Origin of the sequence: Rhizobium aethiopicum (assembly GCF_900094625.1) — a bacterium.
GTDB lineage: Bacteria > Pseudomonadota > Alphaproteobacteria > Rhizobiales > Rhizobiaceae > Rhizobium > Rhizobium aethiopicum.
Genome location: NZ_FMAJ01000003.1, coordinates 341290 through 354383 on the forward strand (window position 1 = coordinate 341290; position 13094 = coordinate 354383).

Consider the following 13094-nt stretch of genomic DNA (forward strand, 5'->3'; position numbering starts at 1 on the left):
CGCATCGCCCCTCACGCGGAGGCCTGTGACAACAGCCCGACCTCTTGCCGCTCGATGAGTCCGACCCAGGCGCGTGCAATGGCGAGACCGGCGGCATCGGCGGCACCGGCATGCTGCACAGCCAGCTCGGCGTAGTTTTCCAGCCAGCCGGGCGCAATCCGTTCGATCGTGTCGGGGAATTCCGCCTTCCACTGCTCGACCACCGTTCTATCGGCCTCGAAATGGAACTGCGTACCATAGACGGCGCGGCCGATGCGGAAGGCCTGGTTCTCGGCAACGGGGCTCGTCGCGAGACGAACAGCGCCTGCAGGCAGGGAAAAGGTATCGGCGTGCCATTGAAAGATGGTGAATTCGCCACCGACATCAGACAACAGCGGATCGGCCCTGCCTTCTCCGGTGACGCCGATGCTGTGCCAGCCGAATTCGCGGGCAGCGCCCAGCAGATTGTCGGCACCATAGGCGCGGGCAAGGATCTGACAGCCGAGGCAAATGCCGAGCACGGCCTTGCCGGCATCGCCGAAGCGGCGCGTCAGCTGCACGAGCTCCGGCAGGTAAGGATGCGTCTCGTCATCAAGCGCGCTCTGCTCGCCGCCGAGAACGACCAGCGCGTCATGATTGGATACGTCGCGCGGCAGAACGCCGTCCCGCCACACCCGAAACCAGTCGATATCAGCTCCGGCCTCGTCGAGCGCTCCGGCAAGCGCCCCGAGACCGGTATTGCGCATATTTTCGACGACTGCGACTCGCATAGGTTCTCCCCGATGGTCAGCAGGAAGAGACCATGCCGGAGAATGGCGAGCAAGAGCCTTGCGCATGCGCGATTGCGTCCGCACGCTGCAAAGGCTTAAATCACCGCCAACGAAAGGAACCGCCATGACCGAAAAAGCCCGCGTTTCGATCCTCTACTGCACCCAGTGCAACTGGCTGCTGCGCGCCGCCTGGATGGCGCAGGAGCTGCTCAGCACCTTTTCCGACAGCCTCGGCGAAGTGGCGCTGATCCCCGCCACCGGCGGCAATTTCGAAATCCGCGTCAACGGCGATATCATCTGGGAGCGCAAGCGCGACGGCGGCTTTCCCGGGCCGAAAGAGCTGAAGCAGCGGGTCCGCGATATCATCGAGCCCGGCCGCGATCTCGGCCATGTCGACCGCGCCTCGCTCGAAAGCTGATCAGGCCGCTCAGCGGAAGGGCGAGCGGCAGACCCTGTAGACACCTTCATAGGTGAGGAAGTGATCCGTCCGCGGATTATAGGAACGATATTCATTGGTGCACCAGGCGATATGCTTGTTCATATCGCGCGCCGCCGGCTGTACGCGGCGCACCGGCGGCGGGTCATAGGTCAATTGCGGCCGCCCGGCCGCGCCCGGCAGATAAAAGGTCGGCCCGGCGCCGCGCGGACGGTAATTCGGCTGGACGTAGGCCGGGCGATGCCATTGCTGCGGCCCGAAACCGAAGCAGCCGCGAAAATCACAGAGCGTCGATCCCGTATTGAGCGGCCCGATACCCGGCTTCGGCGAATCGGCGCTGGCCATGGCTGGCGCGAAAACGGCAAAAAGACTGGCGAGCAGAAGCGTTCGGGCAGCGGACATGAGGCATTCCTTTCGATATCCCTCTATATAGGGAGCCCGAAGTGATGCGCTATGCCTGCCCTCCGGCCGCTCCCCCGCATGTGATCGGCTGTTTTTCGCCGACTGTCAGGAAAACTTCAAAAACCCAGTTGACAGTCACGAGCCACCCCCTTACATCGCTCTCCGTCGCCCAGATGGCGGAATTGGTAGACGCGCAGGTTTCAGGTACCTGTGCCGCGAGGCGTGGAGGTTCGAGTCCTCTTCTGGGCACCATTCCAATCTTGATCGCTACCTCGATCAAGGAATTAAACCTTCCAAATATTGCAGGCCAGTCACGCCGCCAAGTGCGGTGTCGTCTTGCAGTCCGGAATGACGGTGAGAACGGCAATCCCAGCTTCTCTGGCGGCGCTCAGTAGCAATTCTCTGAGTTCGTCAATGCCGGCTTGCCCTGTAATGGCATCGGCGCATGCTTTCACGGCCGCCACATATTCCTCTCCATCTTCAAACGGCCAATCGATCATCAGCACCTCGGCGGCGTCTCGGAGGGTCCTGACGATCTTGCGCTTGTGCCGGCTACCTAGAAAGAGAACGAGAGGCGAAAAATCCGCCGATGTGTTCCATTGCATGGCACTTTCTCCCCAAGGGTTAGAATATTAGTAACAATGCAAGAAGCGTGCCGTCAATCGGTGAAGGCGGTTTTCGTTCCCCGATAATGCCGCTTCTATGAGAGGTCTCGGCGACAGGTCGATCACCGGCGCGGAAGCGTTTCCGCCATTCAAAGCACGGCCCGCCGAAAGGCTCGGCCGCCTCTTCCCCACTCCGCAAGCCTCGCACAAGAACGAAATCGGATACCGGCTCAGGGATGAACATACGGCCGTTCCGCCAAAGAGCCGAGCGCTCACAGGGGCGGGAAGCTCGGCTAGACACTCTGGAGTTCGCTTGGGATGAAAGTCGTAATTCTCGCCGGTGGCCTTGGCTCGCGTCTTGCCGAGGAAACCAGTGTTCGCCCCAAGCCCCTGGTCGAAATCGGCGGCATGCCGATCCTCTGGCACATCATGAACATCTACGCCCATCACGGGCTGAACGATTTCATCGTCTGCGCCGGCTACAAGGGCTATATGATCAAGGAATACTTCGTAAACCTTGTTCTGCACCACAGCGACATCACCGTCGACCTCGGCGCCAATAGTATCAACTATCATGGCGGCAAACGCCCCAACTGGCGTGTGACTGTGGTCGATACCGGCGTGCATTCGATGACGGGCGGCCGCATCGGGCGCATTCGCGACCATCTGACACCGGGCGAGCCCTTCTGCATGACCTATGGCGACGGCGTCGGCGACATCGACATCGCTGCAGAGGTCTCCTTTCATCGCAGCCATGGCTTGAAGGCGACGATGTGCGCCGTCTCGCCGCCCGGACGCTACGGGGCCACCAATATCGAAGGGCAATTCATCACCTCCTTCGTCGAGAAGCCCAAAGGCGACGGCCAGCGCATCAATGGCGGCTTCTTCGTGCTCGACCCCTCGGTGGTCGATCTCATCCCCAGCGACGATACCATCTGGGAAGCCGGGCCGCTGGAGTGGCTTGCCGCCAATAACCAGCTCGCCGCCTTCAAGCATGACGGCTTCTGGCAGCCGATGGATACGCTTCGCGAGCGCACCCATCTGGAAGAACTCTGGAACTCCGGAAAGGCACCGTGGAAGCTATGGGCCTGACGAACTTCTGGAATGGCAGGCGTATATTCCTGACGGGACATACCGGGTTCAAGGGATCATGGCTCTCGCTCTGGCTGGAAAAGCTTGGAGCAGAGGTAATGGCCGTCTCGCTGGAGCCCGAAACCAGTCCTTCCCTCTATTCGCGGCTTTCACCGTGGAACGGGAAAGGCCATCACATAGCCGACATCCGCGACGCTGCGGCTTTCAGGCAGCGCCTCATTGATTTCGAGCCCGAAATCGTCATCCACATGGCAGCGCAGGCCTTGGTGCGACGCTCCTACGAAAACCCTGCCGAAACCTTCGCGACCAACGTCATGGGAACCGCGAATGTTCTGGATGCCATCCGCGAAACGGCCTCGGTCAAAACGGCTCTCGTCGTCACGTCGGACAAGGTCTATGCCAATAACGGCAGCGGCGTCCCCTTCATCGAAACCGATACGCTCGGCGGCAAGGACCCCTACTCCAACTCCAAAGCCTGCACCGAACTGGTGGTCCAGAGTTATCGCGACAGCTTCTTCAAAGAGCGCGACATCAGGGTCGCCACCGTGCGCGCCGGCAACGTCATCGGCGGCGGCGACTGGTCGAGGGACCGGCTGATCCCGGATTTCATTCGCGCCTTCGAAAGCAGCCAAGCGATCCTGCTGCGCTATCCCGGGGCAATCCGTCCCTGGCAGCACGTGCTGGAGCCGCTCGGCGGCTACCTCGCCTTCGCCGAGGCCCTGACGTTTTCGGCCCAAGAGGAATTGCCCGAAGCCCTCAACTTCGGCCCAGATCCGCAGAGTTTCGCGACAGTGTCGGACCTTGCCGAAGCTCTGGGCCTTGCCCATGGCGTCAAAGACGTCTGGAGACTGGCACCCGGAACGCATCTGCCGGAAGCGCCTGCCCTGACACTGAGCTCGGAGCTTGCGCTTTCAACCATCGGTTGGCGACCGCGCCTGACCCTGCAACAGACAATCGACTGGACAGCCGCCTGGTACCAGGCCAACCGAGAAGGGGCCGACATGCGCGCCTTCTCGCTCGGTCAGATCGCGGCCTATGAGGAAGCAATATCATGACAGCGCACAATTGCCGGTTCTGCCGCGCTCCCTTGAAACATCGCTTCGTCGATCTGGGCTCGACGCCGCTTGCCAACGCCTATCTGACGGAAGCGCAGCTCAAGCAGCCGGAGCCTTCCTATCCGCTACGCGCCTTCGTCTGCTCCGAGTGCTGGCTGGTGCAGGCCGATGCATTCGTTCCGCCGGAAGACATCTTCAGCCACTACGCCTATTTCTCTTCCTACAGCGACAGCTGGGTCGAGCATGCCCGCCAGTTCACCGTCGCGGCGCGCAAGCGCTTCGGTCTCGGGGAGGCATCCAAAGTGATCGAGGTGGCAAGCAATGACGGCTATCTCCTCAAGCATTTTGTCGAGGCCGGCGTGCCGGTGCTCGGCATCGAGCCGGCCGAAAATGTTGCAGAAGTGGCACGGCAGATCGGCGTTCCCACGGAGGCGCGCTTCTTCGGCAAGGAAACGGCCGCCGATCTCGTTTCCCGCGGTCTTGCCGCCGACATCGTCATCGGCAACAATGTGCTGGCGCATGTCCCCGACATCAACGACTTCGTCGGTGGGCTCTCTGCCGTTCTGAAGCCGGATGGCGTCGTCAGCGTCGAATTCCCGCATCTGTTGCGGCTGATGGAAAACATCCAGTTCGATACCGTCTATCACGAGCATTTCTACTATCTGTCGCTGCTGGCCGTCGAGAAGGCCTTTGCGGCGCACGGCCTCGCTGTATTCGATGTGGAAGAACTGCCGACCCATGGCGGGAGCCTCCGCGTGCTCGCCTGCCGCACGACGTCGACAGCTCATCCGACCGGCCCTGGCGTCGCCAAGGTGCGGGCCGACGAAGCGGCCGCCGGCTTCGACAAGGTCGAAACCTACGAGGCTTTCCAGAGCCGCGTGGCCCCGATCAAAGATGGGCTGCTGGCCTTCCTCAAGGAGGCCAAGCGCGACGGCAAGACGGTCGCAGCCTATGGGGCCGCCGCCAAGGGCAATACGCTCCTGAATTTCTGCGGCGTCGGCACCGACCTCATCGATTACGTGGTCGACCGTAACCCGCACAAGCAGGGACATTACCTGCCGGGCAGCAAGCTGCCGATCTACGCGCCGGAGATAATGAACGAGACGAAGCCGGACTACGTTCTGATCCTGCCGTGGAACATCAAGAACGAGGTCATGGCGGCCAACAGCAGGGTCAGAGACTGGGGTGGACTTTTCGCCGTCGCCGTGCCTGAACTGACGGTAATCGGATGAGATTTGTTCCGACCGCGGTTTCAGGTGCTTTTGTCGTGCAAGTCGACGCGCGCTCGGACGGACGCGGACTATTCGCGCGGACTTTCGATGCCAAGAGCTTTGCCGACCATGGTCTCGTGCCTGTCTATCCGCAGTGCAATATCTCGCAGAACCACAAGCGCGGCACGTTGCGCGGCATGCATTATCAGGCAGATCCCAGGCCGGAGATCAAGCTGGTGCGCGCCACGCGCGGCAGGGTTTTCGACGTGGCGCTCGATCTCAGGCGGGATTCCCCGACCTATCTCGCATGGGCCTCGGTCGAGCTCGATGCTCGTAGTCACAACGCCTTCTACATACCTGCCGGATGCGCACACGGCTTCCTGACGCTCGAGGACGACTGCGAACTCTTCTACCAGATGTCCGAAGTCTATGTATCGGAGCTTGCCCGCGGCGTCCGCTGGGACGATCCCGCCTTTTCCATCGCCTGGCCCTTCAAGCCGAGCGTCATCAGCGAGCGCGACGCCGCGCTTGAAAGCTATAGCCAGGAGACAAGCCTTTGAGCGGCATCAAACTCAGCATCTGCATTCCGACCTATAACCGCGAAGCTTATTTGCGGAATGCGCTCGAACACTGCGAGAAATATAATTTCAGCTTTCCCTACGAGATCGTGATTTCGGACAATGCTTCGACGGATAATACGACCCAGCTCGTTGAGGAATTCATCGCCAGAGGTCTGCCGATCCACTATCACCGCCGCGCCGTCAACGGCGGCTCAGGCCCGAACCTCGCCTGCGCCTTCCATCATGCGGTGGGGGAGTATTCGATCTATCTTGCCGATGACGATTTTCTGGTCCCAAGCGGCGTCGAGGCGGCGATGGCCTATCTGGACGCCAACCCAGATGTCGCAGCATGCCACGCGCCTTGGTATTTCTACGACGAAATGACCGACCGCGATCTCTCTCAGTTCTACGCTATCGATGAGAATATCAAGTTCGAGCAGCGCAATTTCGCAGCGGTTTTTCAGTTCGTCTGCGAGCGTCACATCTTCCCAGAAATCGGAATCTATCGCGCCTCGGCGCTGCGTTCCTCCTGGATTCCCCGCGATTTCTGCTTCTGGGCCTTCTCGTATCTCGCCCATTTCCTGGACCAGGGCGCCGTCGCCTTTCTGAAGCAGCCTTTCTACCGCTCGGTGGCCGTCTCCAAGATCGCGCCGAACCGGCAGCAGGCAGGAAACGACGACGTCATGACCTCCTGGGATAAATACCGCGGGGGCCTCGAATATTTCCTCTATATCGGGTCCAAGCGAGGCAACCTTGCCACGACCCGCGAAGCGCGGGTCGTTTTCGAGGAGCTTTGCAAGGTTTTCACGCTCAACCGCATGGCAGTTGCATTCCGCTTCTGGGCGCAACGCAAGGACTTCATCAAGGCCTATGAACTCTATACCCGGCTGGCGATCGGGGGCATGCCCGACCATCCCGAAGTCATGCCTTTCCGTAACGCGCTGCCGCTGATGGTGGCAATCCAGACGCTTGCATATCAGGTCGGCGCAACCGCGGGAGTAAGCCGGCTGATGCTCAGTGGCATCGCGGACCCACGCGCGATTGAGGAGCTGCTGCGCGATCTCGGGCTACCGGCGGAGGTTGCCGTCACCGAGGAGACGGCAGGCCATGACGCCGGCATTGTGAAGAAAACAGCAGTTTTCATCGCAGATGCTGCCCGCCACAGCGAATTCGTCGCACTGGGCTATAAGTCGAACTTGATCTTCAGCGAGCAGGATCTCATCCGCCATGTGATCGTCTGAGGTCGACTCACGAGGGAGCGATGTGGCCAACGCTCAGCCTCGCGCCAGTTTCATTCGCTATTCAGTTTAATGTGCCCCAACTTCGCGAATCCCAAGCCCTCATCCCAAGAGAATACGGCATGACGAACAGGATATTCTACACCAGGCCATCGATCACCGAGCTGGAAACCGGTTATGCCGCCGATGCGGCTGCGAACGGCTGGGGTGCGCGCTGCTACGATTATATCAACCGCTTCGAGCGCGATTTCGCCGCCTATCTCGGCAGCGGCTTTGCGACCGCGACGTCGAGTTGCACCGGCGCGATGCATATGGGGCTCGCCGCACTCGGCATCAGCCCCGGTGACGAGGTGATTCTTGCCGACACGAACTGGGTGGCGACGGTGGCGCCTGTCGTGCATCTCGGCGCGAAGCCCGTCTTTGTCGACGTCCTGCCTGATACATGGTGCATTGATCCTGCCGCGGTTCAGCGCAGCATCACGCCGCGCACTAAGGCGATTATCGCCACGCACATCTACGGCAATCTCTGCGACATGGATGCCCTGATGGAGATCGGCAAGCAGCGCGGCGTGGCCGTGGTCGAAGACGCGGCAGAGGCAATCGGCTCGATCTGGCGCGGCCGTCGCGCCGGCTCGATCGGCGCCTTCGGCACGTTCTCATTCCACGGCACCAAGACCCTAACCACTGGTGAAGGCGGCATGTTAGTCACCAGCGACGCCGATCTTTACGAAAAGGTACTGACGCTCAGCAACCACGGCCGCGCCCGCGGCTCAAAGAAGCAGTTCTGGCCGGATGCGATCGGCTTCAAATACAAGATGTCGAACGTCCAAGCGGCCATCGGCTGCGCGCAGCTGGAGCGCATTGATGAGCTCGTCGCCCGTAAGCGGGAAATCCTTGCAGCCTATATGTTACGCCTTTCGCCGCTCAACGGCATCAGCATGAACCCGGAATATACCGGCACGATCAACGGCGCCTGGATGCCGACTGCCGTCTTCCACCCCGCCACCGGCATCACCCGCGAAATGCTGCAACAGGCCTTCGAAACCGCCGATATCGATGCGCGCGTCTTCTTCCACCCGCTTTCGAGCCTTTCGATGTTCGAGGACAAGCCGGGCAATATCAACGCCTGGAGCATCCCGGAGCGGGCAATCAACCTGCCGAGCTACCACGACATGAGCGAGGCGGATATTGATCGCGTGGCGGAGACGCTGCTCTCGGTCGTCCGCAGCCATCGGAACAACAGCGCCGTTCGCCCCCGTCAGTCGGCCTGAGCGCAAAATTTAAAGAAGGTTTCGGAGAGTTATGACCACCAAGGACGATCGCCTCGAGTTCGAATCCCACAAGCGCGAGATGGCGCTTGCTCTCGGAAAGGACGAGGAAGCCTTTCAGCATGCACTCAACACCCTGGTAGCGCTGGACAAATATGACTACGCTTATCTCTGGTCCTGGATGGGCGTGCCCATCATCCAGATGCCTGCCGACATCATGGCCACCCAGGAGGTGATCTGGAACACCAGGCCCGACGTTATCATAGAAACCGGCGTGGCCCGCGGCGGCTCGATGATCTTCATGGCGTCGCTCCTGAAGGTGATCGGAAAGGGCAAGGTGATCGGTGTCGATATCGATATCCGCGCCCATAACCGCGATTCCATTGAAAAGCACCCGCTCTCGCCGTCAATCACGCTCATCGAGGGACCGTCGACGACGGCCGGGACTCTCGCCAAGGTCAAGGCCGAAATCCCCGCCGACGCCTCCGTTATGGTGGTCCTCGACAGCGACCACAGTCGCGATCACGTTCTCGACGAGCTGCGCTGCTACGGCCCGCTGGTCACCGAAGGCCAGTACATCGTTGTCGCCGATACGCTGCTCGGGCGCGGAGACATGTCGCAGACACCGACCAAGCGCTCGAAGATCTGGTATCCTGGGGATGAGCCTTATGCGGCGCTCAACGCCTATCTTGAGGAAACCGATCGTTTCGAGACTGACGAGGTGCTGAACGGCAAGCTGGTGCTCTCCAGCTCGCCAGGAGGATATCTCAAATGCGTTCGCCAATGATGGGTCACCGCCATGTTCCACATCACGCGTCGGTCAGACTGCGCGGGGTGGCGGATGGCGACCGACCGCTGCTCTTTTCCCTCCGGCGCGACCACGCGCTCCAGTCGCTCCTGCTGACGGTGCCCGATGCGACCGATGATGCGGCGCTCGACTCATGGTTGGAAAGGCGGCGCACAGAGACCGGCGGAGCATTTCTCATCATCGAGGATTTGGCCAGCGGCGAGGCTGCCGGCTATACGCAGATCACCCAGGTCCATCGTCGGAACGCGAACGGCTACGGCGGCATCGTTCTCGCGGAGGAGGCACGTGGCCTCGGGCTCGGACGTGCAGCCCTTACCGAACTTATGCTCCATGCTTCTCGTGTGCTCGGTCTTCGCAAACTGATGGCCGAAATCGACGTCGACAACGCCGCCTCCATCGGCCTGCATCTGTCGCTCGGCTATCGCGAGGTCGGCCTCCTCGAGGCGCATTTTACCGACGTCAATGGCATGCCGCGCGACGTGATGCTGTTCGAAAGGCGCTTGGAGCGCAAATGATATGACCGCCGTCGTCATTACCCAACCGATGCTCTTTCCCTGGCCGGGCTTCTTTGAGCAGTTAATGCTAGCCGACAATTATATCTATCTGGACGACACCCAGTTCTCGAAGGGCAGCTTCACAAACCGTATCCAGCTTCTGCGCGGCAGCGACCGCTGCTGGATGACGATACCGCTCGCCGGAAAGGGGAGCTTCCGGAAGATCTCCGAACTCACCGCCGCGGGCGACGATTGGAAGGCAAGCCATCGCGCGCTGCTGCGCCAGTCACTGCTCGGCGCTCCCTTCATCGACGATGCGCTCTCGATCTTCGACAGCGTCTATCGCCATTCCTGTCTGCTGGATCTCCTTATCGCCAGCATCGAGGAACCTGCGCACTATCTCGGCATCGGCCGAAACCGAACGATCGAAAAGACGAGCGAGATGGGTGTCGAGGGCACATCCTGGCAACGTGTGCTCGATATTGTGCTGAAGGCCGGGGGTACCCGTTATCTCACGGGCCACGGCGCGTCGAACTATCTCGACCACGCAACCTTCGAACAGGCCGGCGTATTGGTGGAATACATGAAGTACAGCCGCACCCCCTGGCCTCAGCCAGTGGGCTCGTTCACCCCCTATGTTTCTGTACTCGATCTTATCGCCCGAACGGGCTCGGAGGCGCGTAACTGTCTCATCCCGGCAACGGTAGCATGGCAAGACTTCCTGAAGGAGGAAATGGTCACATCATGACACACGCAAAAATTACCGACAGCCTGCGCTCTGATTTCCGCACCAAGGGCTATCTCGTCATGCCGGGATTCTATGATCCGGCCGCCGACATCGCGCCAATCCAGGAAGGTATCCGCGAAATTATTGAAGTTATCTGCAGGAAGTATGGCGTCGATGCCCCGATCGCGACCACGCATGAGGCAATGACCATCGCCTATCCGAAGCTGATCGTCACGAACCGCTCGTGGGGCGGCGAGGTATATGACGCGATCAAGCAGATCCCTGCCTTCATGCGCCTCGTTACGAACATCGCCAACGATGAAGCCTTCAAGGCACTGCGTCCGGAGAGTGTCCCCGGCATTGCCGCCGGCGGCTACGGCATCCGCATCGACAATCCGGGCGAAGAAAAGTTCCGTGCGCAATGGCATCAGGAATTTCCAGGCCAGCTGCGCAGTGTCGATGGCGTTGTCTTCTGGACGCCGCTATTATCTGTCACGGAGGAAATGGGCCCTGTACAGATTGCCGAAGGCTCGCATGCCGAAGGCCTGGTTCCCGTTTACGAGGATGACGCCGGCGCTGGCAAGACGGGCGCTTACGCACTGCATCTCGACCGTGCCGAAGAGCGCCTTGCCCGCTATAAGCACGTCGCGCCTCTGACGAACCCCGGCGATCTCGTGCTGATGGACTTCCTCACGCTGCACCAGTCGGGCCACAATGTCTCGACCACGCCGCGTTGGAGCATCCAGTTTCGTTACTTCAACTATCTCGAGCCGGTCGGCATCCGCATCGGCTGGAAAGGTTCGTTTGCCGCCGGCGTAAAGTTCGCCGACGTACTTCCGGAGCTTTCCCTTCAGCGCGAGGCGGCCGAATGACGACTTGCCGCGTCTGCGGTGGGAAGATTGCGACGCCGGCTTATGAAACGCCGGCGCCTGCGCTGACCTCCATCATGACCCTGATCGACATTCCGACGCGCGTATATGTCTGCGATGGATGCGGCCATGCCCAATGTGATGAGATTCCTGATATCGAAGCCTTTTATGATACCGGCTACCGCATTTCGTTGAACAGCGAAGGCCATGACCAGATCTTTGCGGTCAAGCCCGATGGCGCCATCATTTACCGGACGGATCACCAGGCGGAGATTGCGCGCCATCTGCTCGACCTCCCGCAGGGGGCAAAGCTTCTGGATTACGGCGCGGCAAAGGCCGATACGCTGCGCAAGATCATCGCCGCCAGGCCGGATATCGATCCGCATGTATTCGATGTTTCGAGCGACTACGCTCCGGCATGGGACGGCTGGATCGCGCCGCATGCGCAGGCGACCTACGAGGTTCCGGTGGCATGGAACGGCCGCTTCGATGCGGCAATGAGTCATTTCGTGATTGAGCACGTGGCAGATCCCATCGGTTTCATTGTTGGGATCCATAAGCTCTTGAAGCCGCGCGGCACGCTGCTTCTTTCGATGCCCGACGTTTCGGCCAACCCGGGCGACATGACGGTGGCCGATCACATCAATCATTTCAGCGAGGCTTCACTGCGCCGAACGCTCGCTGCGGGCGGATTCGAAGTATCCACGATCGACACGACCTCCTTTCCCGGCGCCTTCTTTGCCGTCGCCGTTCGCAGTGAAACACCGGTCCGGCAAGAGCAGGACGCCGCTCTCGTCCAGCATTCAGTCGCGCAAGGGCTTGAGATCTGTGATTTTTGGCGAACTTCGGCTGCCATCATCGAGGGACGTGCCGCCACGTTCCGCGGGCGCAAAGCCGCGGTTTACGGTGCAGGATTTTATGGAAGCTGGATCTTTAGCCGTATTGGTAACGATGTCGAGCTGACTGCCTTCCTTGACCAAAATCCGAATCTGCAAAACGCGGTGCATTTCGGCTACCCGGTCATTGCACCGACGGCGATCGCCGATGACGCGGAAGCGCTGTTCATCGGCCTCAACCCGTTGAAGGCCCGCACCATAATCGGCAGCATGCCCTACCTGCAAAAGCCGGGCCTGGAACTCGTCTGGTTGGAAGCCTGAAACGAAAAAGTCGGTGGTACCTTTCGCCTTCGGTCTTACCGCACCGGCTGGTAATGGCCGCGGAGCGGCACTTTGCGGCCCATGGTGACGAAACCGTCACGCTCGCAGACATACATCAGCGTCGGCATACCGCCGGAACGGAAGATTTCGTCATAACGGCGGCGGATCTGGACGGTCTCGGTGCGGCAATTATAGGATTCCTCTTCCTTCTTGTCCGGCTGTGCCTTGACGCCGGGGAGGTCCCTATAGGGATAAAGAGGTTTGACGTCAGATTGAATGGGCTTCGTCCAATCGACGGCGAAGGCAGCGGCTGGGACGAGGCCAGACACGGCAACAAGCGATATCAGAAACATCATCAACAGCCGCATGGAAATTCTCCTGCCGGCGATAAGCCGCCTTCTCCGATGTAGGAAAGCCGAAGAG

At 60.4% G+C, this 13094-nt stretch carries 16 protein-coding genes and 1 tRNA gene; 13 read left to right on the plus strand and 4 right to left on the minus strand.

The genetic code is table 11. The features are described from left to right. Positions 1 to 11: 11 nt before the first annotated feature. Positions 12 to 749, minus strand: a complete 738-nt coding sequence (locus GA0061105_RS08785; protein WP_092749455.1) for a type 1 glutamine amidotransferase — start codon at positions 747 to 749, stop codon at positions 12 to 14. Positions 750 to 873: 124 nt separating this feature from the next. Between GA0061105_RS08785 and GA0061105_RS08790 the strand changes: the two genes are divergently transcribed. Then, positions 874 to 1167 (plus strand): Rdx family protein, encoded by a 294-nt coding sequence (locus GA0061105_RS08790; RefSeq protein WP_092749754.1) that lies wholly within the window; start codon positions 874 to 876, stop codon positions 1165 to 1167. 9 nt (positions 1168 to 1176) lie between these two features. Here GA0061105_RS08790 and GA0061105_RS08795 read toward each other — a convergent pair whose 3' ends face one another. Beyond that, a complete protein-coding gene (locus GA0061105_RS08795) occupies positions 1177 to 1587 on the minus strand; it encodes a BA14K family protein (protein WP_092749457.1) in 411 nt (136 codons plus the stop codon). A 167-nt stretch (positions 1588 to 1754) separates the two neighbouring features. On the opposite strand from GA0061105_RS08795, the gene GA0061105_RS08800 reads away from it, so the two are divergent. Then, positions 1755 to 1839 (plus strand) — tRNA-Leu (locus GA0061105_RS08800). Between the two features lie 59 nt (positions 1840 to 1898). On the opposite strand, the gene GA0061105_RS08805 is transcribed toward GA0061105_RS08800, so the two are convergent. Next, positions 1899 to 2192 carry a DUF982 domain-containing protein gene (locus GA0061105_RS08805; protein ID WP_092749459.1) on the minus strand — a complete coding sequence of 98 codons (294 nt, stop codon included), beginning with the start codon at positions 2190 to 2192 and terminating at the stop codon, positions 1899 to 1901. Between the two features lie 318 nt (positions 2193 to 2510). On the opposite strand from GA0061105_RS08805, the gene rfbF reads away from it, so the two are divergent. From rfbF to GA0061105_RS08860, 11 genes are all read left to right on the plus strand, one after another. Continuing rightward, positions 2511 to 3284, plus strand: a complete 774-nt coding sequence (rfbF, locus tag GA0061105_RS08810; RefSeq protein WP_064693418.1) for a glucose-1-phosphate cytidylyltransferase — start codon at positions 2511 to 2513, stop codon at positions 3282 to 3284. Continuing rightward, positions 3275 to 4339, plus strand: a complete 1065-nt coding sequence (rfbG, locus tag GA0061105_RS08815) for a CDP-glucose 4,6-dehydratase (RefSeq protein ID WP_092749461.1) — start codon at positions 3275 to 3277, stop codon at positions 4337 to 4339. The genes rfbF and rfbG overlap by 10 nt, the downstream gene beginning before the upstream one ends. Then, positions 4336 to 5571, plus strand: a complete 1236-nt coding sequence (locus GA0061105_RS08820; protein WP_092749463.1) for a class I SAM-dependent methyltransferase — start codon at positions 4336 to 4338, stop codon at positions 5569 to 5571. The genes rfbG and GA0061105_RS08820 overlap by 4 nt, the downstream gene beginning before the upstream one ends. After that, positions 5568 to 6110, plus strand: coding sequence for a dTDP-4-dehydrorhamnose 3,5-epimerase (gene rfbC / locus GA0061105_RS08825; protein WP_092749465.1), 543 nt, complete (start codon positions 5568 to 5570; stop codon positions 6108 to 6110). Before GA0061105_RS08820 ends, rfbC begins: the two co-directional genes overlap by 4 nt. Further along, positions 6107 to 7351 carry a glycosyltransferase family 2 protein gene (locus GA0061105_RS08830; RefSeq protein WP_092749467.1) on the plus strand — a complete coding sequence of 415 codons (1245 nt, stop codon included), beginning with the start codon at positions 6107 to 6109 and terminating at the stop codon, positions 7349 to 7351. The genes rfbC and GA0061105_RS08830 overlap by 4 nt, the downstream gene beginning before the upstream one ends. Positions 7352 to 7470: 119 nt before the next feature. Continuing rightward, on the plus strand, positions 7471 to 8619 hold the full coding sequence (locus tag GA0061105_RS08835; RefSeq protein WP_092749469.1) for a DegT/DnrJ/EryC1/StrS family aminotransferase: 1149 nt from the start codon (positions 7471 to 7473) through the stop codon (positions 8617 to 8619). Between the two features lie 31 nt (positions 8620 to 8650). Next, positions 8651 to 9403 (plus strand): cephalosporin hydroxylase family protein, encoded by a 753-nt coding sequence (locus tag GA0061105_RS08840; RefSeq protein ID WP_092749471.1) that lies wholly within the window; start codon positions 8651 to 8653, stop codon positions 9401 to 9403. Beyond that, complete coding sequence (locus tag GA0061105_RS08845; RefSeq protein ID WP_245304234.1) at positions 9388 to 9939, plus strand: GNAT family N-acetyltransferase; 552 nt, start codon at positions 9388 to 9390, stop codon at positions 9937 to 9939. The genes GA0061105_RS08840 and GA0061105_RS08845 overlap by 16 nt, the downstream gene beginning before the upstream one ends. A 1-nt stretch (position 9940) precedes the next feature. Beyond that, the gene (locus GA0061105_RS08850) at positions 9941 to 10666 is read left to right on the plus strand and encodes a WbqC family protein (RefSeq protein WP_092749475.1); all 726 of its coding nucleotides are present in this window, start codon (positions 9941 to 9943) and stop codon (positions 10664 to 10666) included. Further along, on the plus strand, positions 10663 to 11517 hold the full coding sequence (locus GA0061105_RS08855) for a phytanoyl-CoA dioxygenase family protein (protein WP_092749477.1): 855 nt from the start codon (positions 10663 to 10665) through the stop codon (positions 11515 to 11517). The genes GA0061105_RS08850 and GA0061105_RS08855 overlap by 4 nt, the downstream gene beginning before the upstream one ends. Next, entirely contained in the window at positions 11514 to 12671 is a 1158-nt protein-coding gene (locus GA0061105_RS08860) for a class I SAM-dependent methyltransferase (RefSeq protein WP_092749479.1), read from the plus strand. Before GA0061105_RS08855 ends, GA0061105_RS08860 begins: the two co-directional genes overlap by 4 nt. Positions 12672 to 12706: 35 nt before the next feature. On the opposite strand, the gene GA0061105_RS08865 is transcribed toward GA0061105_RS08860, so the two are convergent. Continuing rightward, positions 12707 to 13039, minus strand: coding sequence for a hypothetical protein (locus GA0061105_RS08865; RefSeq protein ID WP_092749481.1), 333 nt, complete (start codon positions 13037 to 13039; stop codon positions 12707 to 12709). Positions 13040 to 13094: the final 55 nt, after the last annotated feature.